Source organism: Streptomyces rectiverticillatus, assembly GCF_013394065.1.
GTDB lineage: Bacteria > Actinomycetota > Actinomycetes > Streptomycetales > Streptomycetaceae > Streptomyces > Streptomyces rectiverticillatus.
In genome coordinates this window covers 4,609,968-4,633,814 of the sequence record NZ_CP040752.1, presented here as the reverse complement: position 1 = coordinate 4,633,814, position 23,847 = coordinate 4,609,968, and the positions used below count along the sequence as shown (strand labels likewise).

Genomic DNA, 23,847 nt, shown 5'->3' with positions numbered 1-23,847 from the left:
GCCTGACGCCTTACGCGGGGGCGGCCGGAGAGCGAGCCGAAAACCACCCCGCACCAGTGGGGGTGTACACGCGCTACGCGCGTAGATATGCTCATCTGGTGACCATGCCCACCACAGTTCCCGCACACGGCAACGACGCCGCGGGGCGGCTGAAGGAGCTGGCGGACGCCACCGCCTCCGACAGTGCGCTGCGCCGCTTCCTGCACGGACTCCCGGGGGTCGACGCGGTCGGGCTGGAGGCCCGCGCCGCCTCGCTCGGCACCCGCTCGATCAAGACCTCGGCGAAGGCGTACGCCATCGACCTGGCGATCTCGATGATCGACCTCACGACGCTCGAGGGTGCCGACACCCCGGGCAAGGTCCGGGCCCTGGCCGCCAAGGCCGTCAACCCCGACCCCACCGACCGCACGACGCCGCGCACCGCCGCCGTCTGCGTCTACCCCGACATGGTGGCGACGGCCAAGGCCGTCCTCACCGGCACGGACGTGAAGGTCGCCTCCGTCGCCACCTCGTTCCCGGCCGGCCGTGCCGCGCTGCCGGTCAAGCTCGCGGACACCCGCGATGCGATCGAGGCCGGTGCCGACGAGATCGACATGGTCATCGACCGTGGCGCCTTCCTCGCCGGCCGCTACATGGACGTCCTGGAAGAGATCCGCGCCGTCAAGGCCGAGTGCGGCGACAAGGCCCGCCTGAAGGTGATCTTCGAGACGGGCGAGCTGTCGACGTACGACAACATCCGCCGCGCGTCCTGGATCGGCATGCTCGCGGGCGCCGACTTCATCAAGACCTCGACCGGCAAGGTCGCGGTCAACGCCACCCCGGCGAACACCCTGCTGATGCTGGAGGCCGTGCGGGACTTCCGCGCGCTGACCGGCGTCCAGGTCGGCGTGAAGCCGGCCGGCGGCATCCGCACCACCAAGGACGCGATCAAGTTCCTGGTCCTGGTCAACGAGACCGTGGGCGAGGAGTGGCTGGACAACACCTGGTTCCGCTTCGGCGCCTCCAGCCTCCTGAACGACCTGCTGATGCAGCGGCAGAAGCTGAGCACCGGGCGTTACTCCGGTCCCGACTACGTGACGGTGGACTGACCGACATGGCATTTGAATACGCTCCCGCACCCGAGTCGCGCGCGGTCGTCGACATCGCCCCGTCCTACGGCCTGTTCATCGACGGCGAGTTCACCGAGGCGTCCGGCGGCAAGGTCTTCAAGACGATCAGCCCCTCCACCGAGGAGGTGCTCTCCGAGGTCGCCCAGGGCTCCGCGGAGGACGTGGACCGCGCGGTGAAGGCCGCCCGCAAGGCCTTCGAGAAGTGGTCGGCGCTGCCCGGCGCCGAGCGCGCGAAGTACCTGTTCCGCATCGCCCGGATCATCCAGGAGCGCAGCCGCGAGCTGGCCGTCCTGGAGACCCTGGACAACGGCAAGCCGATCAAGGAGACCCGCGACGCGGACCTCCCGCTGGTCGCCGCGCACTTCTTCTACTACGCCGGCTGGGCCGACAAGCTCGACCACGCGGGCTACGGCGCGAACCCCCGCCCGCTGGGCGTCGCGGGCCAGGTCATCCCGTGGAACTTCCCGCTGCTGATGCTGGCGTGGAAGATCGCCCCGGCGCTCGCCACGGGCAACACGGTCGTCCTGAAGCCGGCCGAGACCACCCCGCTGTCGGCGCTGTTCTTCGCGGACATCTGCCGCCAGGCGGGCCTGCCCAAGGGCGTCGTCAACATCGTCACCGGTGACGGCACCACGGGCGCCGCGCTCGTCGCGCACGAGGGCGTCGACAAGGTCGCGTTCACCGGCTCCACGGCCGTCGGCAAGGCCATCGCCCGCACGGTCGCGGGCACGGACAAGAAGCTCACGCTGGAGCTGGGCGGCAAGGGCGCCAACATCGTCTTCGACGACGCGCCCATCGACCAGGCCGTCGAGGGCATCGTGGGCGGCATCTTCTTCAACCAGGGCCAGGTCTGCTGCGCGGGCTCGCGCCTGCTGGTCCAGGAGTCGATCCACGACGAGCTGCTGGACTCCCTCAAGCGCCGTCTGTCCACGCTGCGCCTCGGCGACCCGCTGGACAAGAACACCGACATCGGTGCGATCAACTCCGCCGAGCAGCTGGCCCGGATCACCGAGCTGGCCGACAGCGGCGAGGCCGAGGGCGCCGAGCGCTGGGCCCCGTCGTGCGAGCTGCCGGAGAACGGCTTCTGGTTCCGCCCGACGCTGTTCACGGGCGTCACCCAGGCCCACCGGATCGCCCGCGAGGAGATCTTCGGCCCGGTCCTGTCGGTGCTGACGTTCCGCACCCCGGGCGAGGCGGTCGCCAAGGCGAACAACTCGCAGTACGGCCTTTCCGCCGGTATCTGGACGGAGAAGGGCTCGCGCATGCTGGCCGTCGCGAGCAAGCTGCGCGCGGGTGTCATCTGGGCCAACACGTTCAACAAGTTCGACCCGACCTCGCCGTTCGGCGGCTTCAAGGAGTCGGGATTCGGCCGCGAGGGCGGCCGCCACGGCCTGGAGGCGTACCTCGCCCCGTCGAACCCGAAGGGTGAGCGCTGATGAGCACTGTTGATCGGCTCAGTGTCTTCAAGACCTACAAGCTGTTCGTCGGGGGCAAGTTCCCCCGGTCCGAGAGCGGGCGGGTGTACGAGGTGACCGACTCCAAGGGCAACTGGCTGGCCAACGCCCCGCTGTCCTCGCGCAAGGACGCCCGTGACGCGGTCGTCGCGGCCCGCAAGGCCGCCGGCGGCTGGTCCGGCGCGACCGCGTACAACCGCGGCCAGGTCCTCTACCGCGTCGCCGAGATGCTGGAGGGCCGCCGCGAGCAGTTCGCGGCGGAGGTCGCCGAGGCCGAGGGCCTGTCCAAGGCGAAGGCCGCGGCCCAGGTGGACGCCGCCATCGACCGCTGGGTCTGGTACGCGGGCTGGACCGACAAGATCGGCCAGATCACCGGTGCGACGAACCCGGTCGCGGGCCCGTTCTTCAACGTCTCCTCCACCGAGCCGACCGGCGTCGTCGCCGTGCTCGCGCCGCAGGAGTCGTCGTTCCTCGGCCTGGTGTCGGTGATCGCCCCGGCGATCGCCACGGGCAACACCGTGGTCGTGGTGGCCTCGGAGAAGGCCCCGCTGCCCGCTCTGTCGCTCGGCGAGGTGCTGGCCACATCCGACGTCCCGGGCGGCGTCGTGAACGTCCTGTCGGGCCGTACGGCCGAGATCGCGCCGTCGCTGGCCGCGCACCAGGACGTCAACGCGATCGACCTCGCGGGCGCGGACGCCGGCCTCGCCAAGGAGCTGGAGATCGCCGCGGCGGACAACCTCAAGCGCGTGCTGCGTCCACAGGCTGTGGACTGGGCCGCGGCCCCGGGCACGGACCGGATGACGGCCTTCCTGGAGACGCGGACGGTCTGGCACCCGACGGGTTCGCTGGGCGCGGGCGGCTCGTCGTACTGAGCCGGAGCAGCCCGGGCTGACATGCCGGAGGCCGGAGCGGGTCACCACCCGCTCCGGCCTCCGGTGCGTCCGGTGCGTCCGGTGCGTCCGGGCTCAGTGCGCCTTGGGAGCCGCCGCCGGCCGCCCGGTCGGCAGCAGCGACGTCAGGTTCCCCGCCACCGGCAGGTCCGTCAGACTGCCGCCCTTGGAGATCGGCTGCGTCGCGGGCTTGGTGGTGACCGGCTGCATGTTCCCCACCTTCGTGCCCACCGTGTTGTCGAACGGGTCGACGGGCGTGCCGGCGAAGGGGTTGGTCCGCAGGGTCTTGACCGTGTCGAAGACCCCCTCCGCGCCCGCCCCCAGGCCCGTGTTCGCCCCCTCGATGGCGGCGGGGATGTTGGTCTCGCCGAACTGGGCGCGGGCCATGCCGGTGCTCGCGCCGCTGTCCACGCCGGAGTCGGCGGAGGCGGAGGCCGCACCGCCCGCGGCGAGGGCCGCGCCCGCCGATACGGTCAGCCCTACGCGCAGCAGCATCCGGCGCCGGAGCGCCCTCGACTCCTTGCTGGCGGAGCGTGCGTGTCGAGCGTGCGAAGCCATGGCCACCTGCCGGGTCGTGAGGTGCGGACGAACGGACGACAACGCACAGTATGCGAGCGGTGACGCTGCGCGCACCATGCAACCCATGGGGATCCCCCATCCGGCCCAATGCCTCACACTGGTGTCCCGTGACTCCCCACTTGACCCCCGCGCGCGTCATCCTGCTGACCGGCCCCTCCGGCTCCGGAAAGTCGTCCCTCGCGGCCCGCACCGGACTGCCCGTCCTGAACCTGGACGACTTCTACAAGGAAGGCACGGACCCGACGCTGCCGCTGCTCGCGGACGGCTCGGGCGCCGACTGGGACTCCCCGCTCTCGTGGGACGCGGACGCCGCCGTCGCCGCGATCGACACCCTGTGCCGGACGTCGCGGGCGGACGTGCCTCTCTACGACATCTCCAGCAGTTCGATCACCGGGGCGAGCGTTCTGGACATCGGGCGCACCCCGCTGTTCATAGCCGAGGGCATCTTCGCGGCCGACATCATCGACCGCTGCCGTGACCTGGGCGTGCTGGCGGACGCCCTGTGCCTGCGCGGCCGCCCCTCCACCACCTTCCGCCGCCGCCTGGTGCGTGACCTGCGCGAGGCCCGCAAGCCGGTGCCGTACCTGGTCCGCCGCGGCCTGCGGCTGATGCGCGCCGAGCGCGGCATCGTGGCCCGCCAGACGGCGCTGGGTGCGTACGCGTGCGGCGGGGAGACGGCGATGGGCCGGATCGCGGCGGCGGCAGCGGGCCACCGCGAGACCATCAAGATCTAGCGGCACGCAGGTGCACTCCGGGGCGCGCAGTGGGTCCCGGACGCGCAGAAGCGGGTCGGGACAGGCCCCCCGGCTGTCCGACCCGCTTCCGCTCCCCCACGGCCCTGTCCGCGCTCCCCCGAGCGCCCCCCGTTCAGGGCCCCTTGTCGTCCGTTTGTCGTCCGTGTCGTGCTGCGTCCCCGCTCCGGCCTCCGCCTCGGCCCTCAGGCGACCAGTTCGCCGAAGGACTCCAGCTGGTCCCGGCCGGAGCCGATGACCTCGTCGTCGCGCAGGCGGCGCAGCGAGCGCCAGATGCTGCTCTTGACCGTGCCGACGCTGATGTCCAGGATCTCCGCGATCTCCGGGTCGGTGCGGCCCTCGTAGTAGCGCAGGACGAGCATCGTGCGCTGCAGCTCGGGCAGCCGGGCGAGGGCCTGCCAGAGGACGGCGCGCAGCTCGGTGCCGCGCATCGCGTCGCCCTCGCCGGGCATCTCCGGCAGTTCCTCGGTCGGGTACTCGTTGAGCTTGCGCCGGCGCCAGGCGCTGATGTGCAGGTTCGTCATGGTGCGGCGCAGGTAGCCGCCGACGGCCGCCTTGTCGGTGATCCGGTCCCAGGCGCGGTAGGTGGAGAACAGCGCGCTCTGCAGCAGGTCCTCCGCCTCGTGCCGGTCGCCGGTCAGGTGGTAGGCGGTCGCGTACAGGGAGGCCCGGCGCTCCTGGACGTAGGCGGTGAACTCCGCCTCGGCCCTGGACGCCCCCTTGCTCTCCCCCGATGCCCCCGGAGCCGCCCCCGCAGCTCCCTTGGGCTCCCCGTACGTGACCGCGTCGATCGCCACCATGTAGGGCGGCCGCACACGTCCGGTGCCGCGGGCGCACCCCCGCCCGCCCACGGCACCGGACTTCTCCTGGCCCCGTCCGGCGTCGTGCAGGCGCGTGCGAATGACTGCGCTGGTAGTGGTGCTGTGCAGTGTGTTCATCTCGCGCCCCCCGTCGGTGGAGCCGGCCTCGGTCCGATTTCCGTACCGGGCTCCGCTGCCCGATGACCAAAAGCCTGCCGGGCCAGTTTCATCGCGTTGTCCGCCGACTGTCACAGCCCTGCAACAGGCGGCGGGGCCGGGCGCGGAGGGCGGCGGTCGAAGCACCTGCCCCGCGTAGGCCAGAATGACCACCGTGCCTTCCCTGTTGCTGATCGAGGACGACGACGCCATCCGGACCGCTCTCGAGTTCTCCCTGTCCCGTCAGGGCCACCGTGTGGTGACCGCGGCGACGGGCGAGGACGGCCTGAAACTGCTGCGCGAGCAACGGCCGGATCTGATCGTGCTGGACGTGATGCTGCCCGGTATCGACGGTTTCGAGGTGTGCCGGCGGATCCGCCGCACCGACCAGCTGCCGATCATCCTGCTCACCGCGCGCAGCGACGACATCGACGTCGTGGTGGGGCTGGAGTCCGGCGCCGACGACTACGTGGTCAAGCCCGTGCAGGGCCGGGTGCTCGACGCCCGGATCCGTGCGGTGCTGCGCCGCGGCGAGCGCGAGACCAACGACTCGGCCGCGTTCGGCTCGCTGGTCATCGACCGGTCCGCGATGACGGTCACCAAGAACGGCGAGGAGCTCCAGCTCACGCCGACCGAGCTGCGGCTGCTGCTGGAGCTCAGCCGCCGGCCCGGCCAGGCCCTCTCCCGGCAGCAGCTGCTGCGGCTGGTCTGGGAACACGACTACCTCGGCGACTCCCGGCTGGTCGACGCCTGTGTGCAGCGGCTGCGGGCCAAGGTCGAGGACGTGCCGTCGTCCCCGACCCTGATCCGCACCGTGCGCGGCGTCGGCTACCGGCTGGACGCTCCGCAGTGACCGGACGCGTACGACGCTGGACGGCCGCCCGTAACGTGATGAAGCTGAGCCTGCGCCGGATAAGCCTGCGGCTGCGGCTGATGCTCGTCTTCGCCCTGGTCGCCCTGGCCGCAGCCGTCTCCGCGTCGGCCATCGCCTACTGGCTCAACCGCGACGCGGTGCTCACCCGCACCCAGGACGCGGCCCTCGACGACTTCCGCAAGTCCCTGCAGGACAACACCGGCACGCTGCCGCTCGGGCCGACCTGCCAGGAGCTGCAGGCGGCGGCCGAGCGGATGGCGGCCACGTCGCAGAAGTACGAGGTGCTGCTGATCGACACCGGCGAGGGCGGCCGGGCCTGCGCCGCGCCCTCCGACCGCGATCTGTTCTCGCTCAAGGTCGTGCCGAAGTCGCTGCAGGCGGCCGTCAACCGCGAGCGGCACGTCGACGACTCCAACCGCTACGCGTACCACCTGTACTGGCAGCGGATCACGCTGGACGGCAAGCCGTACCTGGTGGGCGGCGCGAAGGTGATCGGCGGCGGCCCGACGGGCTACCTGCTGAAGTCCCTGGAGAACGAGCGCGCCGACCTCAATTCGCTGGCCTGGTCGCTGGGCATCGCCACGGCCCTGGCGCTGATCGGCTCCGCGCTGCTCGCGCAGGCCGCCGCCTCGACCGTGCTGCGGCCCGTGCAGCGGCTCGGCGACGCGGCCCGCCGGCTCGGCGAGGGCAAGCTCGACACCCGGCTGCACGTGTCGGGCACGGACGAGCTGGCCGATCTGTCGCGCACCTTCAACAAGACCGCGGAGTCGCTGGAGAAGCGCGTCGAGGAGCTCAGCACCCGGGAGGCGGCGAGCCGCCGCTTCGTCGCGGACATGTCGCACGAGCTGCGGACCCCGCTCACGGCCATCACGGCCGTGACCGAGGTGCTGGAGGACGAGGCGGACAACCTCGATCCGATGATCGCCCCGGCGGTGCAGCTCGTGGTGAGCGAGACCCGCAGGCTGAACGACCTGGTGGAGAACCTGATGGAGGTCACCCGCTTCGACGCGGGCACGGCCCGGCTCGTGCTGGACGACGTGGACGTCGCCGACCAGGTCACCGCCTGCATCGACGCCCGCGCCTGGCTGGACGCCGTCGAGCTGGACGCCGAGCGCGGCATCGTGGCCCGGCTCGACCCGCGCCGCCTGGACGTCATCCTGGCCAACCTCATCGGCAACGCACTCAAGCACGGCGGCTCGCCGGTACGCGTCTCGGTGCGCACCGAGGACGACGCGCTGCGCATCGACGTGCGCGACCACGGCCCCGGCATCCCCGAAGAGGTGCTGCCGCACGTCTTCGACCGCTTCTACAAGGCGAGCGCGTCCCGTCCGCGGTCGGAGGGCAGCGGCCTCGGCCTGTCCATCGCCCTGGAGAACGCCCACATCCACGGCGGCGAGATCACCGCGGCCAACTCCCCCGAGGGCGGCGCCGTCTTCACCCTGACCCTGCCGCGGGACACCTCGGGCCTGGAGGAGCAGCCGGCCGGGGACCGGGACGGCGGGAACGGGGAGGGCGGCCGGTGAGAAGGACCCTGCGCAGCACCGCCCTAGCCCTGGCCCTGCTGGGTTCGGCCACGGCGTGCGGCATCCGCGGCACCGCCGTGCCGGTGGACGCGGGCGGTGCGCCCTCCCGTGCGTCGTGCGTCGTGCGGCCCGAGCACGCCATCCCCTCGGGCGCCGCGACCGTGACCGTCCAGCTGGAGTGCACCTCGCAGCTGGTGCCCGTCACGCGCGCGGTCGCCGGGACCTCCGAGGACAGCGTGGCCGTCGCCCGCGTGCTGCTGGAGGAGCTGCGCAAGGCGCCCTCGAACCAGGAGGCCGAGGCGGGGATGTCCACGGCCGTGCCGCAGCGGCTGACCGTCGCCGGGCAGCGCCCGGGCGACCCGGCCGGGACGCTGCGGCTGAGCCGGGAGCCGGCCGAGCTGCCGCAGGTCGGACTCGCCCAGCTCGTGTGCACGTACGCCGGGACGGCCGCGGCCGACGGCAAGCGGTCGGTGATCCTGGGTGGGCCCGCCAAGGAGCCCCCCAAGGGTTACGCCTGCACCGACGAGCTCAGGGTGCACCCGGACAGCGCGGACATCACGGGCACGCCCGTCTCGTAGGACCTGTCGCTGCGGCGGTGGTCATGGCACCGCCGGGCCGCCGCACCACCACGCCGGGACCGCCACGCGCCCCGGAAACCGCCGGAGGCTGCCGTCGGCCGGAACCGTGCGACGGCGCACCGCGTCATGTGGGGCGTGCAGGGTCATGGTTACGGCGGCACGCCCGCCCTCCGATACCGCTACCGCGTCGCGGGCTGCGTGTTGCTCGTCGCCCATCTGCTGGCGGTCGTCTGGCTCGCCCTGCGCCCGCTGACGGTGCCATGGGTGTCCGCCTCTCACCTGGAACCGCTGGCCACGATCCGCGCCGACCTCGCCCTCGGGCCGTGGGAGGCCACGCGGGCGATAGGGGCGGGGGTGCTGCCGCTGGCCCCGCTGGGCGTGCTGCTGCCCTGGGCCAGGGGCCGGGTGGCGGCGTCGCCGCTGGGCTCGCTGACCCGCACCGTCTTCACCGGCGCGATGGTGTCGCTGGCGCTGCAGGTGGTGCAGAGCGGCGTCGTGGGCCAGGTGCTGGACGTGGACGCGCTCCTGCTGAACGTGACGGGGGTGGCGGCCCTGCACCTGGCCGTCGTCCCTGCGGTCAGGGCCCGTCTCCGTCGCAGGGGTGAGGGACCGCGCCCGGAACCCATACGCCGGGAGGAGACCCCTCAGGGTGTCACCCCTACGATCCCCAGGGTCGGGATCGCCCCTTAGGCCGACGTTCCGGCCGGGCCCGCGGACATACCGTGGAGTCATCGGGAAGCCGACGGGAGAGACGGGAAAAACGTTCCCGCGCCGTATCGGTCCCCCGTGAGACGAGGAGTCGCCGCCATGTCCGCCAAGCTGGTCCGTCCCCGCAACCACAGGATGATCGCCGGGGTGTGCGCCGGTCTGGCCGAGCGCTTCGGAATGTCCCGCACGACGATGCGGGTGATCTTCCTGCTCTCGTGCCTGCTGCCCGGCCCGCAGTTCCTGCTCTACATCGCCCTGTGGATCCTGCTGCCCTCGGAGAACTCGCACCGGAGCCAGGGCGGGGCGGCGCATTCCTGGTAAAGGCTCCCGGCAAGGGTTCCTACTAAAAGGATTCCTGCTAAAAGCCTTCTGTACGCAAAACGGAAAACGGCGGGCCGTCCCCCGGACATCGAATCCGGGGGACGGCCCGCCGTCGTACACGTCGTGACGAACGGGACCGGCTCGCGAGGATCAGCCGCCGATGCCCGACACCGGCAGGCTGCCGAGCGGCAGCCCGGACAGGGGCGCCAGCAGGCCGCCGTTGCCCTTGTTGTCGGCCGGGACGGCCTTGGTCGCGCCCTTCGGGGCGAGCTCCTGCGTCGGGAGCTGCGGCGCCACGGCCTTGTCCACGGCCTGGGCCGGGGCCTGCAGCATGCCGCTCTGAATCGCGCGGTCCGCCGCGGAGACGACCGGGCCGCCCGCGGGGGCGACCTGGGCGACCTGCTGGATGGGCAGTCCCGCCGTCGTGGTGCGGGCGGTGGTCGTGAGCGATTCGACGGCACCGGCGCTGCCGGCCGCCTGCGCGCTCCCCGCCGCGGCGGCGGCGAAGGCGACTCCGAGGGCGGCGGCACCGAGAGTCCTGAAGGTTCCGAGCTTCATCTGAATTCTGTCCTCGCGACGGGGGATTCTTGAGCGGCACTGAAACCTAGCCACGACTTCCCGGCCGCCGCAATCAGTGACACGGCCGGGACTCGAAAGTCCCGGCCGTCGCACGGTATTCCCCGCAAATTCACCGTCCGTTGCGGCCGGTGAAGACTTCGCTGGTCAGAAAGGGCCCGCCCGGGCCTACTGGAAGAGCCATTCCGACTTGAGCTCGGCGTAACCCGGCTTGATCACGTCGTTGATCATCGCCAGACGTTCGTCGAATGGGATGAATGCGGACTTCATCGCGTTGACGGTGAACCACTGGATGTCGTCCAGCGTGTAGCCGAAGGCCTTCACCAGGTGCTCGAATTCACGGCTCATGCTGGTGCCGCTCATCAGGCGATTATCGGTGTTGATGGTCGCCCGGAAATGCAGTTTACGGAGCAGTCCGACCGGGTGCTCTTCGTACGAACTGGCCGCACCGGTCTGCAGATTCGAGGTGGGGCACATCTCCAGCGGAATGCGCTTGTCCCGGACGTACGAGGCGAGGCGGCCCAGCCTGGCCTTCCCGTCCTCGCCGATCTCGATGTCGTCGATGATGCGCACGCCGTGCCCGAGCCGGTCCGCGCCGCACCACTGGAGCGCCTGCCAGATCGACGGCAGGCCGAACGCCTCACCCGCGTGGATGGTGAAGTGGTTGTTCTCGCGCTTGAGGTACTCGAACGCATCCAGGTGACGGGTGGGAGGGAAGCCCGCCTCGGCGCCCGCGATGTCGAAGCCCACGACGCCGGAGTCGCGGTAGCGGTTGGCGAGTTCGGCGATCTCCAGGGCGCGGGCGGCGTGCCGCATGGCGGTCAGCAGCGCCCCCACGCGGATGCGGCGGCCGCCCGCCTTAGCGCGGCGCTCGCCCTCGCGGAAGCCCTCGTTGACGGCCTCCACGACCTCTTCGAGGGTGAGGCCGGCCTCCAGGTGCTGCTCCGGTGCGTAGCGCACCTCGGCGTAGACGACGCCGTCCTCGGCCAGGTCCTCGGCGCACTCCGCGGCGACCCGGACGAGGGCGTCGCGGGTCTGCATCACGGCACAGGTGTGCGCGAAGGTCTCCAGGTAGCGCTCCAGCGAGCCGGAGTCGGCCGCCTCGCGGAACCAGACGCCCAGCTTGTCCGCGTCGGTCTCCGGAAGACCGGTGTAGCCCGTCTCGCGGGCCAGGTCCACGATCGTGCCCGGGCGCAGGCCGCCGTCCAGGTGGTCGTGGAGCAGGACCTTGGGGGCGCGACGGATCTGTTCGGGGTTCGGTTGGGAGATGGTCTCGGTCGTCATTTCGGCACTCTAGCCCCTACGCGCGTAGATCTCGGCGAACGATACGGAACGGTGACCCGGCGGCGGGGTGGACACCACCGGTCGTTCTGCCATCGTTTCTGCCATGGCTCAGCAAGCGTTGCCTCAGCAGGACCCGGAAGGAACGCACGGACAGCCGAACGCACCGCGCCGGAGCGGTGATACGGCACGGCTGGGAAAGCCGCTCGGCGCCGGGCGCACGGTGCACGGCGTGGCGCTGCTGCTGCCCGGCGGCCGCGCCGAGGGCACCGGCAAGCCCTCCGCACTGTCCCTCGCGGCGCAGCGGCCCCTGGCCCGCCGGCTGGCCCGGGCGTGCACCGAGGACGGTCTGGCCACGCACGTCGTCCACTACCGGCGGCGCGGGTGGAACGGTTCGGCGGCCGACCCGGTGCGGGACGCCGGCTGGGCGGCGGACGAGGTGGTGCGGCGCTACGGCGACGTGCCCGTCTGCCTCATCGGCACCGACATGGGCGGCCGGGCCGCACTGCGGGCCGGAGGGCACCCGGCGGTGGCCGCGGTGCTGGCGGTCGCGCCGTGGCTGCCGGAGCCTCAGGAGCTGCTCGAGCCGGATCCGGTGCGGCAGCTCGTGGGGCGGCGGGTCCTGATCGTCCACGGCACCAACGACGAGCACACGGACCCCGACCTGTCGTTCCGCCTCGCCCAGCGGGCGAAGAAGGCCAATCGCGACGTGTGCCGGTTCGAGGTCCACTCGGACGGGCACGGGCTGCGGCAGCACCGGGCGGAAGTCCAGGCGCTCGTGGTCGACTTCGTCCGGGGCGCGCTCTTCGGCCACCACTTCGCCCGCCCGGTGGCGGACGCCCTGGCGGCCCCGCCGCCCCTGGGTCTGCGGATGCCGCTGGCCTCCGGCTTCGGGGCGAGCCTGGGGTACTGAGCCGCTGCGCCGGGTTCGCTCCACGGGGTTCGAGGCGAGGCCTCTCGACGATCCTGCGGGCGCATCGCAACTCTTCGCCGCAGGCAAAAAATCCCGCCGCGACGGCGAGCAAGCCCCACCGGGGTGACCGGTGGTGCCGAACCGGCAGAACCGCGCGTTACCGCGGGAGCAACTGGCCCCTTCTCGACAGCAGGAAGCGTTTGAATGCCGCTACCGGCGGCGTGTCGGGGTGGCCGTCCAGCCAGGCCACGCCGATCTCGCGGAAGGCGCGTGGCGCGGTGACCGTGAGTTCGGTGACGCCGGGCCGCGGGACGGCGGGCGGGGGCAGCAGGGCCACGCCCAGGCCCGCCGCGACGAGGCCGCGCAGCGTCTCCGCCTCCTCGCCCTCGAAGGCGATCTTGGGGGTGAACCCGGCCTCCGCGCACACCGCGTCGGTGATGCGCCGCAGCCCGTACCCCGGTTCGAGGGTGACGAAGAGCTCGGAGGCGGCCTCGGCGAGGCGGATGCGCTTGCGGGCGGCGAGGGGGTGGTCGTCGGGGACGACGAGGCGCAGCTTCTGCTCGTCCAGACGGCGGGAGACGAGGTCCGGCGCGTCGGGCACGGGCGAGGTCAGGCACAGGTCGAGCTCGCCGTCGCGCAGGCGTTCCAGCATGGACTCGCCGTAGTTCTGCACGAGCTGGAACCGGACGCGCGGATGGTCGGCGCGGAAGGCTCGGATGAGCTCGGGTACGGTCTCGGAGCCGAGGGTGTGCAGGAAGCCGAAGGCGACCTTGCCGGCGGCGGGGTCGGCGTCCGCCCGTACGGACTCCGCGGCGCGGTCGACCTCGGACAGGGCGCGCTCGACGGTGGCGAGGAACGTGCGGCCGGCCGCGGTCAGGGAGACCGTGCGCCCGTGGCGGGCGAACAGGGCGACGCCCAGGTCGTCTTCGAGGCGGGCGACCGAGCGGCTGAGCGTGGACTGCGGCATGCCGAGCTGCTGCGCGGCGCGCGTGACGTGCTCGTGGCGGGCGACGGCCACGAACTGCGCGAGCCGCGGCGTGAGGGTGACCGCCCAGGAGTCGGCCTCGACATCGACTGTTACGGGGATGTCTTTTTCGTTGCCGCCCGGTGACAAGGACCGCCGCGACCTGTACTCATGCAACACAGGATCGATTATCGCCATTCTGTGCATTGGACGCATCAGCCCAGGGTGCCTACGGTTTTGGCATGCCTCCTGCCGATACCGGGGCATCCAGCGTCATCGTGCGCTCGGGTGCCTCTGTTCTGTCGTCCCTTCACTCCTCTCACTCCGATGACACCCGGCTGGATCCGGGCGGCCCCGGCTACCGCCGGATGAGCTTCGCCCTCTTCGCCGCGGGTGTCGCCACGTTCGCCCTCCTCTACTCCACGCAGGCGCTGCTGCCGGCCATCTCCGCCGGCCTCGGGGTGACGGCCGATCAGGCCAGCTGGACGGTCTCCGCCGCGACGGGCGGCCTCGCCCTCGCGGTCGTCCCGCTCAGCGCGCTCTCCGAGCGCTTCGGCCGCCGCACGATGATGACCGTCTCGCTGTGCGTGGCCGCGTGCGTGGCCCTGCTGGTGCCGCTCGCGCCGAGCCTGGGCTGGCTGGTCGCGCTGCGTGCGGTGCAGGGCGCGGCGCTGGCCGGGGTGCCGGCGTCGGCGATGGCCTACCTCGCGGAGGAGGTCCGGCCGAAGGCGCTGGTCGGCGCGATCGGCCTGTTCGTGGCGGGAAACAGCATCGGCGGCATGACCGGCCGCATCCTCGCGGGCTGGGTGGCCCAGGCGTGGGGCTGGCGGGCGGGCCTGGCCGCGGTGGGCGCCCTCGCGGTGGTCTGCGCGCTGACCTTCCGGGTGATGATCCCGCGGGCGCGGCACTTCCGGCCGGCGGCGGTGTCGCCGGGCAGCCTGGCCCGGACGGTGGGCGGCCACCTCTCCGACCCGCTGCTGCGCCGCCTGTACGCGATCGGCGCGCTGTTCATGACGGTCTTCGGCGCGGTCTACACGGTGATCGGCTACCGGCTGGCGGAGGCGCCGTTCTCCCTCCCCCAGGGCGTCGTGGGCTCGATCTTCCTGATCTACCTGGTGGGTACGGCGTCGTCGGCCGCGGCCGGGAAGCTGGTCGGCCGGCTGGGCCGCCGCGGGGCGCTCTACCTGGCGGTGGGCACGACCACGCTGGGCCTGCTGCTGTCGCTGACGTCGTCGCTGCTCGCCGTCCTGGCGGGCCTGGTCCTCATCACGGCGGGCTTCTTCGCGGGCCACGCGGTGGCGTCGTCCTCGGTGAGCCGGGCCGCGAAGACGGGCCGCGCCCAGGCGTCGGCGCTCTATCAGACGGCCTATTACCTGGGCTCGTCGGTCGGCGGCACGCTCGGTGCGATGGCCTTCGGCGCGGCGGGCTGGGACGGGACGGTGGTGCTGGGCCTGCTGGCGATGGTGGGCGCGGCGTCGATCACGCTGTACGCGACGCGCAGGGCGCTCGTGGAGCGCCGCCGGACGGCCGTCCGGGCGTAGCCCGGACCCGGACCCGGGCCCGAAGGGGCCGCCCCCCGTCACCTGTCCTGGTGGGGAGCGGCCCCTTCGCCATCACGAGGCAGGAAACACACCGGTGTCGATCGTCAGATCGAACGGCCCAGGAAGATGGATCTCGTCGCCGAACTTTCCTGCCTGCAGAACTCGGTAGACCTCGTCCTTGGGCTCGCCGTAGAGGGTGATCGTCGGCCCTCCCTGCGCCCACCTGTCGACCAGGAGATAGAGCGGCGCTCCGGCATGTGCGTACGCTGCAGGCTTGGCTACCCGGTCATGACGCAGGCTGGACTTCGAAGTGATCTCTACAATCAAGGCCGAGGTCGCCGCAGAAATGTACTGCTCGGACTCGGACAGCTCCATCAGCTCGGACTCCGGCGCCACGATCAGGTCGGGAATGAAGAGGCCGCTGTGGGACGGCACAGAGACCGAAAGCGTCTGGTAGACCCCCCAGTCTTCTGGAATCACTGTGTAAAGGGATCGGTTCAGCTTTCCTGCAATGACGTTGTGCTTGTTGGCGGGCGCTGGCGACACGGTGATGATCCCCTCGATGATCTCCACCTTGCAGCCCTCGGGCGCGTCCGTCTCCTCCCGGATACGGACGAGCTCCTCCCACTCGGGGCTGGAACCCTGCGAGTAGTCGAGAGGGAGTGCACTCATGGCGGTCTCCTTTTGTCGGAACATCACCGACCCCAGCATGCCGAACGGGACCGGCGAAGGTCCACCGATCCCGTTCACCCGTACGAGGCAGGTCAGCTGGCGATCATGCCGCCCTGCGGCGGCGCCGGAGGGCGAAGGCGCCTCCCGCGAGGGCGAGCGCCGCGCCGGACCCGCCGATGATCAGCGAGGCCGGGGACGGGGATCGGTGGGCCGGGGAGGTGGGCCGGAAGCCGCTGGAGAAGCCCTTCGTGTCGTACTCCAATCGCTCTCGCGCACGCCGGCCAGGTGCCAACCGCCGCCCTGGGTGGCGGCCAGCAGGACGGTGGCGCTGCGACCGCTGCCGCTGTCGGGGCTGACCGGGGAGACCACGTAGGCGATCCGGAGCGCGTCGGCGAGGACCGGTCCGGCCGTGCAACCCCAGGCGCCCGCCATGTCGCCGAGCGTGGCCGGCTGGTTGGCACAGCTGACGCCGGTCGCGGCGTGGGCGAGGTTGCAGAACTCGGTCTGGGTGTAGTTGTAGCCCCAGTAGGCGGCGATGGTGTTGCCCGAGGCGTTCCAGCACCACTGGGTCTTTTCCTGCTTTTGCATGTTGATGTCGTCGTAGGCGGCTGCCTGAGCAAAAAGAAAAGCCCCCGCCGAAGCGGGGGCTTTTCTCACGCACTCACGCGATGGCACTCACGCCATGGCACTTACGCGATGCGGTCCAGCACGATCGGGTTCGCCTTGAAGTCCGTGCCCGCGGGGGCGATCTCCACGCCGCCCTCGAGGGCCTTCAGCGCGTAGTCGAACTTCTCCGGCGTGTCCGTGTGCAGGGTCATCAGGGGCTGGCCCTCGGTGACCTGCTCGCCCGGCTTGGAGTGCATCTCGATGCCCGCGCCGAACTGGACCGGGTCCTCCTTGCGGGCCCGGCCCGCGCCCAGGCGCCAGGCGGAGACGCCGACGGCGTAGGCGTCCAGCTTGGTGAGGACGCCCGAGGCGGCCGCCTTCACGACGTGCTGCTCGCGGGCCACCGGAAGCGTCGCGTCCGGGTCGCCGCCCTGGGCCTGGATCATGCGGCGCCAGTGGTCCATGGCGCTGCCGTCGCGCAGGGCCTTCTCCGGGTCCGCGTCGGGCAGGCCGGCCGCCGTGAGCATCTCGCGGGCCAGGGCCAGCGTGAGCTCGACGACGTCCGCCGGGCCGCCGCCGGCGAGGACCTCGACCGACTCGCGGACCTCGAGGGCGTTGCCCGCGGTGAGGCCGAGCGGGGTGGACATGTCGGTGAGCAGCGCGACCGTCTTGACGCCGTGGTCGGTGCCGAGGCCCACCATCGTGGAGGCCAGCTCGCGGGCGTCCTCGATGTTCTTCATGAAGGCGCCGGAGCCGACCTTCACATCCAGGACGAGCGAGCCCGTACCCTCGGCGATCTTCTTGGACATGATGGAGGACGCGATCAGCGGGATCGCCTCGACCGTGCCGGTGACGTCGCGCAGGGCGTAGAGCTTCTTGTCGGCCGGGGCCAGGCCGTCGCCGGCGGCGCAGATGACGGAGCCGACGTTGCGCAGGACGTCCATCATCTCGTCGTTCGAGAGCAGGGCGCGCCAGCCGGGGATGGACTCCAGCTTGTCGAGCGTGCCGCCGGTGTGGCCGAGGCCGCGTCCGGACAGCTGCGGGACGGCCGCGCCGCAGGCCGCGACGAGGGGGGCCAGCGGCAGGGTGATCTTGTCACCGACGCCACCCGTGGAGTGCTTGTCCGAGGTCGGCACGGACAGCGACGAGAAGTCCATGCGCTCGCCGGACTTGATCATCGCGGCAGTCCAGCGGGCGATCTCGGCACGGTCCATGCCGTTGAGCAGGATGGCCATCGCGAGCGCGGACATCTGCTCGTCGGCGACCTCGCCGCGCGTGTACGCGTCGATGATCCAGTCGATCTGCTCGTCGGTCAGTCGACCGCGGTCGCGCTTGGCGCGGATCACGGAAATGGCGTCCATCAGCACATTTTCCTTAAGTTCGTAGTCCTCAGGTCTTTCCGGGGCCGGAAAGTGACCCGGAGGGGCTGCATCAGCAAACCCCTCCGGCGCTTAGGGACATCTTTAACGATTCAGGTCAGCGGGCCCAAACGCATCCGGCAGCAACTCCGCCAGCGGGCGGATGCCGGTCGTCGTGTCCACGGCCAGCTCGGGGCCGCCGTGCTCCCACAGGAGCTGGCGGCAGCGCCCGCAGGGCATGAGGATGTTGCCGTGCCGGTCGCAGCAGGTGAAGGCCAGCAGCCGGGGCCGCGGGCCCTCGGTGTCACGGCCCGCGATCAGCTCCGACACCAGCCCGCACTCGGCGCACAGGGCGACGCCGTAGGCCGCGTTCTCCACGTTGCAGCCGGTCACGGTGCGGCCGTCGTCCACGAGGGCCGCCGCGCCGACGGGAAAGCCGGAGTACGGGGCGTAGGCCCGGGACATCGCGTCCCGGGCCTGCCCGCGCAGCTCCTCCCAGTTGGGGGAAGAGGTCACTTTCCTTGGCCCTTCCGGTAGGGCTTGCCGTTCGCCTTGGGCATGCGCAGGCGTTGCGAGGACACCGACAGGACGAGCAGCGTGACCACGTAGGGAGTCGCGACGACGAGCTCCAGCGGCACGGTGTCGGTCGTGGTGTACCAGACGACCAGCAGGGCGCCGACCACACCGGCGATGATCGCGGCCCGCGCCTTGCCGGCCTTCAGGCGCCACGCGGCGAAGCCGACCAGCAGCACGGCCAGGAGCAGCAGCAGCGCGTGGACGGTCGGGCCGCCGGAGCGCAGCTGGAGGCTGTCCATGAAGCCGAACAGGCCGGCGCTCATGGCCACGCCGCCCGGCCGCCAGTTGCCGGAGATCATGGTCGCGAGACCGATGTAGCCGCGGCCGGCGGTCTGGCCGTCGGAGTACATGTGCGTGCCGATGGCGAGGAACGCGCCGCCGAGGCCCGCGAGGGCGCCGGAGACGACCACGGCCGCGTACTTGTACGTGTAGACGTTGACGCCGAGGGACTCGGCGGCCACCGGGCTCTCACCGCACGAACGCAGGCGCAGGCCGAAGGCGGAGCGCCACAGCACGAAGAAGGTGAGGACGAAGAGCAGCCCGGCGACGATCGTCAGCCACGAGACGTGGGTGACCAGGCCGCGGACGACGCCGGCGAGGTCGGAGACGAAGAACCAGTGGTGCTTCTCGATGTCGCCGAGCCAGCCGGAGAGGCCGGGGATGGAGAAGTCCGGCATGTTCTCCATGACGGGCGACTGCTTGTCGTTGCCGCCCGCCTCCTGGGCCTTGCTGCCCTCCGCGCCGAACCACAGCTTGGCGAGGTACTGCGTGATGCCGAGGGCCAGGATGTTCATGGCCACACCGGAGATGATCTGGTCGACGCCGAAGGTGACGGTGGCGACGGCGTGGATGAGGCCGCCGAGCGCACCGCCGACGATGCCGGCGAGGGCTGCGGCCCACGGGCCGTGCTGCCAGCCGATCCAGCCGGCGCAGAAGGTGCCGAGCATCATCATGCCTTCGAGGCCGATGTTGACGACGCCCGCGCGCTCGGCCCACAGCCCGCCGAGGCCGGCGAGGCCGATCGGCACGGCGGCGGCGAGGGCGGAGCTGTACTGGCCCGAGGAGGTCAGGTCATTGGCGTCCGTGATCATCCGCAGAACGGAGAGCAGGAGCAGGGCACCCGCGATGATCAGCAGGACGACCGGGTAGGAGAGCTTGCGCCGCTCCTTGCTGTCCTTGTTCTTGCCGCTCAGTCGCCCGGCGAGGGCGGCGGTGAAGGTCGTACTCACGCGGAAACCTCCGCCTTGTCGCTCTTACGGGCCTGGGCGGCGAGCTCCTCGCCGACCTTGCGCTGCTGCATCTTGAGGCCGTACCGGCGCACGAGCTCATAGGCGATGACGACGCACAGGACGATGACGCCCTGGATCACTCCGACGATCTCCTGCGCGTAGCCCTCGAACTCCAGCTGGGTGCTGGTGCGGTCCAGGAAGCCCCAGAGCAGGGCGCCGGCCACCATGCCGATGGGGTGGTTGCGGCCCAGGAGGGCGATGGCGATACCGGTGAAGCCGATGCCGGTGGGGAAGTCGGTGCCGTAGTTGTACGAGACGCCGAGCAGCGTCGGCATGCCGACGAGGCCGGCCATGGCGCCGGAGAGCAGCATGGCGGTGATCACCATGCGCTTGACGCTGACGCCGGAGGCCTGGGCGGCGGACTCGGACTGGCCGACGGTGCGCAGGTCGAAGCCGAAGCGGGTGCGGCCGAGCACGAACCAGTAGGCGAGGCCGGCCAGCGCCGCGACGACCACGAAGCCGTAGATCGGCTTGGGCGTGGTCGGGATCTCGAAGAAGTGCGCCGCGTCGGGCAGGTAGGGCGTGTGGACCAGGTTGCCCTCCTTCTCCGCGAGACGGCCGTCCTGCAGGAAGTAGGCGATGACCGAGGCGCCGATGGCGTTCAGCATGATCGTGCTGATCACCTCGCTGACGCCCCGGGTGGTCTTCAGCAGACCGGCGATGCCCGCCCAGAGGGCGCCCACCAGCATCGCGACGATGATGATGACCGGGATCTGGATGATGCCGGGCAGCGTGAGCGCACCACCGACGACGGCGGCGAAGAAGGCCGCGATGCGGTACTGGCCGTCGACGCCGATGTTGAAGAGGTTCATCCGGAAGCCGATGGCGACGGCCAGCGCGGACAGGTAGTACGGGGTGGCCTTGTTGATGATCCAGACCTGGCTGTCGCTCTTCGAGCCGTAGTCGGCCATCACCTGGAAGGCGTGGAAGGGGTCCTTGCCGGTGGCGGCGATGATGATCGAGGTGAGCACCAGCGCGGCCACGATGGCCAGGACCGGGGCGGCGAAGCCCAGAATTACCTTGTTCTTGTCGAACTTCTTCACTTCTCGTCACCCTCCCCCGCGGCCTCGTCGGTAGCGTTCTCTTCGTCGCCGGCGGCGTCGGCGCCGCCTTCGGCAGCGGTCTCCTCGCCGCCGGTGGCGGTCTCCTCGCCGTCCTCGGTGTGCTCGAGGTGGCCGGTTGCGGCGCCGGTCATGGCCGAGCCCAACTCCTCCGGGGTGATCGTGGCGGGGTCGGCGTCGGCGACCAGGCGGCCGCGGAACATCACCCGCAGGGTGTCGGAGAGCCCGATCAGCTCGTCCAGGTCGGCGGAGATCAGCAGCACCGCCAGGCCCTCGTGGCGCGCCTCGCGGATCTGGTCCCAGATCTGCGCCTGCGCACCGACGTCCACGCCCCGGGTGGGGTGCGCGGCGATGAGCAGCTTGGGCGCGTGGCTCATCTCGCGGCCGACGATCAGCTTCTGCTGGTTGCCGCCGGACAGGGAGGCCGCGGTGACCTCGATGCCGGGCGTGCGCACGTCGTACTCGCGCACGATGCGCTCGGTGTCGGTGCGGGCGGCCTTGTTGTCGAGCACGCCGCGCTTGCTGTTGGGCTTCTCGGTGACGTGGCCGAGGATGCGGTTCTCCCAGAGGGGAGCCTCCAGCAGCAGGCCATGGCGGTGCCGGTCCTCGGGGACGTAGCCGATGCCGCCCTCGCGCCGCTTGCGCGTCGGCACGTGGCTGATGTCGGCGCCGTCGAGGGTGATGGTGCCCCCGTCCGGGTCCCGCATGCCCATGATGGCCTCGACGAGCTCGGCCTGGCCGTTGCCCTCCACACCGGCGATGCCCAGGACCTCGCCCTTGTGGATGGTCAGGGAGATACCGTCGAGGACCGCGCGGACCACGCCGTCGGGGTCGGTCGCCGACAGGTGCAGGCCGTCCACCTTCAGCATCTCGACGTCGGTGACCGTCGACTCGCGGGTCTCCGGCGAGGGCAGCTCGCTGCCGACCATCAGCTCGGCGAGCTGCTTGGGGGTGGTCTCGCTGGGGATCGCGGTGCCGACGGTGGTGCCACGGCGGATGACGGTGATGTCGTCCGCGACGGAGAGCACCTCGCCGAGCTTGTGCGAGATGAAGATGACCGTGAGGCCCTCGGACTTGAGCTCGCGCAGGTTGTCGAAGAGCGCGTCGACCTCCTGCGGGACCAGCACCGCGGTCGGCTCGTCGAGGATCAGCGTGCGGGCGCCGCGGTAGAGGACCTTGAGGATCTCCACGCGCTGGCGGTCGGCGACGCCGAGGTCCTCCACGAGGACGTCGGGGCGCACGCCCAGGCCGTACGCGTCGGAGATCTCCTTGATCTTCGCGCGGGCCTTGCCGCCGATGCCGTGCAGCTTCTCGGCGCCCAGGACGACGTTCTCCAGGACGGTGAGGTTGTCGGCGAGCATGAAGTGCTGGTGCACCATGCCGATGCCGCGCGCGATGGCGTCGCTCGGGCTGTGCAGGGTGACCTGCTCGCCGCCCAGCTTGATGGTGCCCTCGTCCGGCTTCTGCATGCCGTAGAGGATCTTCATCAGGGTCGACTTGCCGGCGCCGTTCTCGCCGCAGAGGGCGTGGACGGTGCCGCGGCGGACCGTGAGGTGGATGTCGTGGTTGGCCACGACACCGGGGAACCGCTTGGTGATGCCCTCGAGTTCTACTGCGGGGGCCTGCGTACCTTCGGCTTCGGTACTGGTGGACGCTTTGATGGCGCACTCTCCTCGGGGAAGGGAGCGGGAGGAAGAAGAGGAACCGCCCGGGCGGGGACCGGGTCGAGCTCCGTGGGGCGGGGGCGACGCTACACGCGTCAACGGGACGCTACGCGCGTAGCGTTGGCCGCAGTGCCCCCAGCCGGGGGCCGGGGGCGTGTGTACGGGCCCGGTGGAGAGGTCCTCTCTCCGCCGGGCCCGAGGCCTTGCGGTCCGGCCGGTCGCGAGGACCGGCCGGGCTGGTGCCGGTCAGGGACCGGCACCGGGTCACGGGGTGGACTTGACCTTGACCTTGCCGTCCACGATGTTCTTCTTCGCTTCCTCGATCTTGGCCTTGATGTCGTCGATGAAGCCGCCCGAGGTGGACAGCGAGACGCCGCCGTCCTTGAGCAGGTACTGGTGCTGGCCGGTGAGCGGCTTGCCGTCCTTGACGCTCTTGATCATGTCGAAGACCGCGACGTCCACGTTCTTCACGACCGAGGTGAGGATGTGGTCCTTGTACTTCGCGAGACCCGGCTGCTGGTACTGGTCGGAGTCGACACCGATGGCCCAGGCGTCCTTCTTGCCGGCGACGGCCTCGGCGGAACCGTTGCCGGAGAGGCCGGCCGCCGTGTAGATCACGTCGATGTCGCGGTCGAGCATGCCCTTGGCCTTGTCCTTGGCGGCCGCCGGGTCGTTGAAGCCCTTGTCCGTGTTGGACAGGTACTCGGGGCTGACCTCGATCTTCGGGTTGGTGTCCTTCGCGCCCTGCACGAAGCCCGCCTCGAACTTCTTGATCAGCTCGTTGTTCACACCACCGATGAAGCCGACCTTGCCGGTCTTGGACTTCAGGGCGGCGGCGACGCCCGCGAGGTAGGAGCCCTCGTGCTCACCGAAGGTGATGCTGTCGACGTTGGAACCCGGGACGACCGAGTCGACGATCGCGAAGCTGGTCTTCGGGAACTCCTTGGCGACCTTCTCAATCGACTTCGCGTAGTTGAAGCCGACGCCGATGACCGGGTTGTAGCCCGCGTCCGCCAGGGAACTGAGGCGCTGCTCGCGCTCGGCCTCGGTCTCGCCGTTCTTGGCGGTCATCATCTTGCCCTTGATGCCCAGCTCCTTCTCGGCCTTGTCCAGGCCACGAGCAGCGGACTCGTTGAAGGAGTGGTCGTCACGGCCGCCGACGTCGAAGGCAAGACCGACACCCTTGCCGCTGCCACCACCCGATTCGGTGGAGGACTCACCACAGGCGGTGAGGGTGAACGCGAGAGCTGCGGTGGTGATACCCGCGGCAGTGATTGTGGATACCCGGCGCACGAGGGGCCCCTTCACTCGAAGCGCCTCCATTGGCGCTGGACGCCGGAATCGTAACGCGCGTAGATGGACTGAAAAGGGGTACATCAAAGCCGTTATCGGATCGTCGCGAACCACTATTGACCCGATTACGTCAGGGATACATGCATCCAGCCCAGTCAGGCCTGGGATCGGCCGTCGACGGCCCCGAGGGGTTTTACGTACAACGTGATCTGACACCGAACCACCCAGGTTTTACGTACAACGTGACCTGGAACTCTTGATCCGATCCCGGGCCCGGCATCAACGCCCCCAATGTGCACGCCTATGTGC

24 protein-coding genes are annotated in these 23,847 nt (G+C 70.9%); 11 read left to right on the top strand and 13 right to left on the bottom strand.

From position 1 onward, the window contains the following. Positions 1-104: 104 nt before the first annotated feature. The 3 genes from deoC to FGW37_RS20275 are packed head-to-tail and all read left to right on the top strand — an operon-like array spanning position 105 to position 3,435. Complete coding sequence (deoC, locus tag FGW37_RS20285; RefSeq protein WP_179084806.1) at positions 105-1,088, top strand: deoxyribose-phosphate aldolase; 984 nt, start codon at positions 105-107, stop codon at positions 1,086-1,088. A 5-nt stretch (positions 1,089-1,093) separates the two neighbouring features. After that, positions 1,094-2,545: an aldehyde dehydrogenase family protein gene (locus FGW37_RS20280; RefSeq protein ID WP_179082350.1), complete on the top strand. Its 1,452-nt coding sequence runs from the start codon at positions 1,094-1,096 to the stop codon at positions 2,543-2,545. After that, positions 2,545-3,435, top strand: coding sequence for an aldehyde dehydrogenase family protein (locus tag FGW37_RS20275; RefSeq protein WP_179082349.1), 891 nt, complete (start codon positions 2,545-2,547; stop codon positions 3,433-3,435). Before FGW37_RS20280 ends, FGW37_RS20275 begins: the two co-directional genes overlap by 1 nt. A 93-nt stretch (positions 3,436-3,528) precedes the next feature. Here the strand turns inward: FGW37_RS20275 and FGW37_RS20270 are convergent, their stop codons facing one another. After that, entirely contained in the window at positions 3,529-4,011 is a 483-nt protein-coding gene (locus FGW37_RS20270) for a hypothetical protein (protein ID WP_179082348.1), read from the bottom strand. A gap of 50 nt (positions 4,012-4,061) precedes the next feature. Between FGW37_RS20270 and FGW37_RS20265 the strand changes: the two genes are divergently transcribed. Next, the gene (locus FGW37_RS20265) at positions 4,062-4,766 is read left to right on the top strand and encodes an ATP-binding protein (protein ID WP_179082347.1); all 705 of its coding nucleotides are present in this window, start codon (positions 4,062-4,064) and stop codon (positions 4,764-4,766) included. Between the two features lie 203 nt (positions 4,767-4,969). On the opposite strand, the gene FGW37_RS20260 is transcribed toward FGW37_RS20265, so the two are convergent. Continuing rightward, the gene (locus tag FGW37_RS20260; RefSeq protein WP_179082346.1) at positions 4,970-5,722 is read right to left on the bottom strand and encodes a SigE family RNA polymerase sigma factor; all 753 of its coding nucleotides are present in this window, start codon (positions 5,720-5,722) and stop codon (positions 4,970-4,972) included. A 193-nt stretch (positions 5,723-5,915) separates the two neighbouring features. Between FGW37_RS20260 and afsQ1 the strand changes: the two genes are divergently transcribed. The 5 genes from afsQ1 to FGW37_RS20235 all read left to right on the top strand — a co-directional run bounded on the left by afsQ1 (position 5,916) and on the right by FGW37_RS20235 (position 9,744). After that, a complete protein-coding gene (afsQ1, locus tag FGW37_RS20255; RefSeq protein WP_173864811.1) occupies positions 5,916-6,593 on the top strand; it encodes a two-component system response regulator AfsQ1 in 678 nt (225 codons plus the stop codon). Positions 6,594-6,631: 38 nt separating this feature from the next. After that, positions 6,632-8,137: a sensor histidine kinase gene (locus FGW37_RS20250; protein ID WP_246430823.1), complete on the top strand. Its 1,506-nt coding sequence runs from the start codon at positions 6,632-6,634 to the stop codon at positions 8,135-8,137. Next, the gene (locus FGW37_RS20245) at positions 8,134-8,715 is read left to right on the top strand and encodes a hypothetical protein (RefSeq protein ID WP_179082345.1); all 582 of its coding nucleotides are present in this window, start codon (positions 8,134-8,136) and stop codon (positions 8,713-8,715) included. Before FGW37_RS20250 ends, FGW37_RS20245 begins: the two co-directional genes overlap by 4 nt. A 135-nt stretch (positions 8,716-8,850) precedes the next feature. Beyond that, the gene (locus FGW37_RS20240) at positions 8,851-9,405 is read left to right on the top strand and encodes a VanZ family protein (RefSeq protein WP_425506560.1); all 555 of its coding nucleotides are present in this window, start codon (positions 8,851-8,853) and stop codon (positions 9,403-9,405) included. Positions 9,406-9,522: 117 nt separating this feature from the next. Continuing rightward, positions 9,523-9,744 carry a PspC domain-containing protein gene (locus FGW37_RS20235; protein ID WP_179082343.1) on the top strand — a complete coding sequence of 74 codons (222 nt, stop codon included), beginning with the start codon at positions 9,523-9,525 and terminating at the stop codon, positions 9,742-9,744. A 150-nt stretch (positions 9,745-9,894) separates the two neighbouring features. Here the strand turns inward: FGW37_RS20235 and FGW37_RS20230 are convergent, their stop codons facing one another. Beyond that, positions 9,895-10,302 carry an ATP-binding protein gene (locus FGW37_RS20230; RefSeq protein WP_179082342.1) on the bottom strand — a complete coding sequence of 136 codons (408 nt, stop codon included), beginning with the start codon at positions 10,300-10,302 and terminating at the stop codon, positions 9,895-9,897. Between the two features lie 186 nt (positions 10,303-10,488). After that, positions 10,489-11,604, bottom strand: a complete 1,116-nt coding sequence (locus FGW37_RS20225) for an adenosine deaminase (RefSeq protein WP_179082341.1) — start codon at positions 11,602-11,604, stop codon at positions 10,489-10,491. A 103-nt stretch (positions 11,605-11,707) separates the two neighbouring features. Between FGW37_RS20225 and FGW37_RS20220 the strand changes: the two genes are divergently transcribed. After that, entirely contained in the window at positions 11,708-12,514 is an 807-nt protein-coding gene (locus FGW37_RS20220) for an alpha/beta hydrolase family protein (RefSeq protein ID WP_425506559.1), read from the top strand. A 157-nt stretch (positions 12,515-12,671) separates the two neighbouring features. Here the strand turns inward: FGW37_RS20220 and FGW37_RS20215 are convergent, their stop codons facing one another. Next, a complete protein-coding gene (locus FGW37_RS20215; RefSeq protein ID WP_425506558.1) occupies positions 12,672-13,676 on the bottom strand; it encodes a LysR family transcriptional regulator in 1,005 nt (334 codons plus the stop codon). A gap of 44 nt (positions 13,677-13,720) precedes the next feature. On the opposite strand from FGW37_RS20215, the gene FGW37_RS20210 reads away from it, so the two are divergent. Further along, a complete protein-coding gene (locus FGW37_RS20210; protein WP_179082339.1) occupies positions 13,721-15,019 on the top strand; it encodes an MFS transporter in 1,299 nt (432 codons plus the stop codon). Between the two features lie 72 nt (positions 15,020-15,091). Here the strand turns inward: FGW37_RS20210 and FGW37_RS20205 are convergent, their stop codons facing one another. From FGW37_RS20205 to FGW37_RS20170, 8 genes are all read right to left on the bottom strand, one after another. Continuing rightward, positions 15,092-15,691 carry a Uma2 family endonuclease gene (locus tag FGW37_RS20205; RefSeq protein ID WP_179082338.1) on the bottom strand — a complete coding sequence of 200 codons (600 nt, stop codon included), beginning with the start codon at positions 15,689-15,691 and terminating at the stop codon, positions 15,092-15,094. Positions 15,692-15,871: 180 nt separating this feature from the next. Next, the gene (locus tag FGW37_RS20200) at positions 15,872-16,279 is read right to left on the bottom strand and encodes a papain-like cysteine protease family protein (RefSeq protein ID WP_179082337.1); all 408 of its coding nucleotides are present in this window, start codon (positions 16,277-16,279) and stop codon (positions 15,872-15,874) included. Between the two features lie 101 nt (positions 16,280-16,380). Next, positions 16,381-17,664, bottom strand: a complete 1,284-nt coding sequence (locus FGW37_RS20195) for a thymidine phosphorylase (RefSeq protein WP_179082336.1) — start codon at positions 17,662-17,664, stop codon at positions 16,381-16,383. 96 nt (positions 17,665-17,760) lie between these two features. After that, positions 17,761-18,171: a cytidine deaminase gene (locus tag FGW37_RS20190; protein ID WP_179082335.1), complete on the bottom strand. Its 411-nt coding sequence runs from the start codon at positions 18,169-18,171 to the stop codon at positions 17,761-17,763. Then, the gene (locus tag FGW37_RS20185) at positions 18,168-19,460 is read right to left on the bottom strand and encodes an ABC transporter permease (RefSeq protein ID WP_179082334.1); all 1,293 of its coding nucleotides are present in this window, start codon (positions 19,458-19,460) and stop codon (positions 18,168-18,170) included. The genes FGW37_RS20190 and FGW37_RS20185 overlap by 4 nt, the downstream gene beginning before the upstream one ends. Further along, on the bottom strand, positions 19,457-20,563 hold the full coding sequence (locus FGW37_RS20180) for an ABC transporter permease (protein ID WP_179082333.1): 1,107 nt from the start codon (positions 20,561-20,563) through the stop codon (positions 19,457-19,459). The genes FGW37_RS20185 and FGW37_RS20180 overlap by 4 nt, the downstream gene beginning before the upstream one ends. After that, complete coding sequence (locus FGW37_RS20175) at positions 20,560-22,242, bottom strand: ABC transporter ATP-binding protein (RefSeq protein WP_179084803.1); 1,683 nt, start codon at positions 22,240-22,242, stop codon at positions 20,560-20,562. The genes FGW37_RS20180 and FGW37_RS20175 overlap by 4 nt, the downstream gene beginning before the upstream one ends. 267 nt (positions 22,243-22,509) lie before the next feature. Continuing rightward, positions 22,510-23,538 carry a BMP family lipoprotein gene (locus FGW37_RS20170; protein WP_179082332.1) on the bottom strand — a complete coding sequence of 343 codons (1,029 nt, stop codon included), beginning with the start codon at positions 23,536-23,538 and terminating at the stop codon, positions 22,510-22,512. Positions 23,539-23,847: the final 309 nt, after the last annotated feature.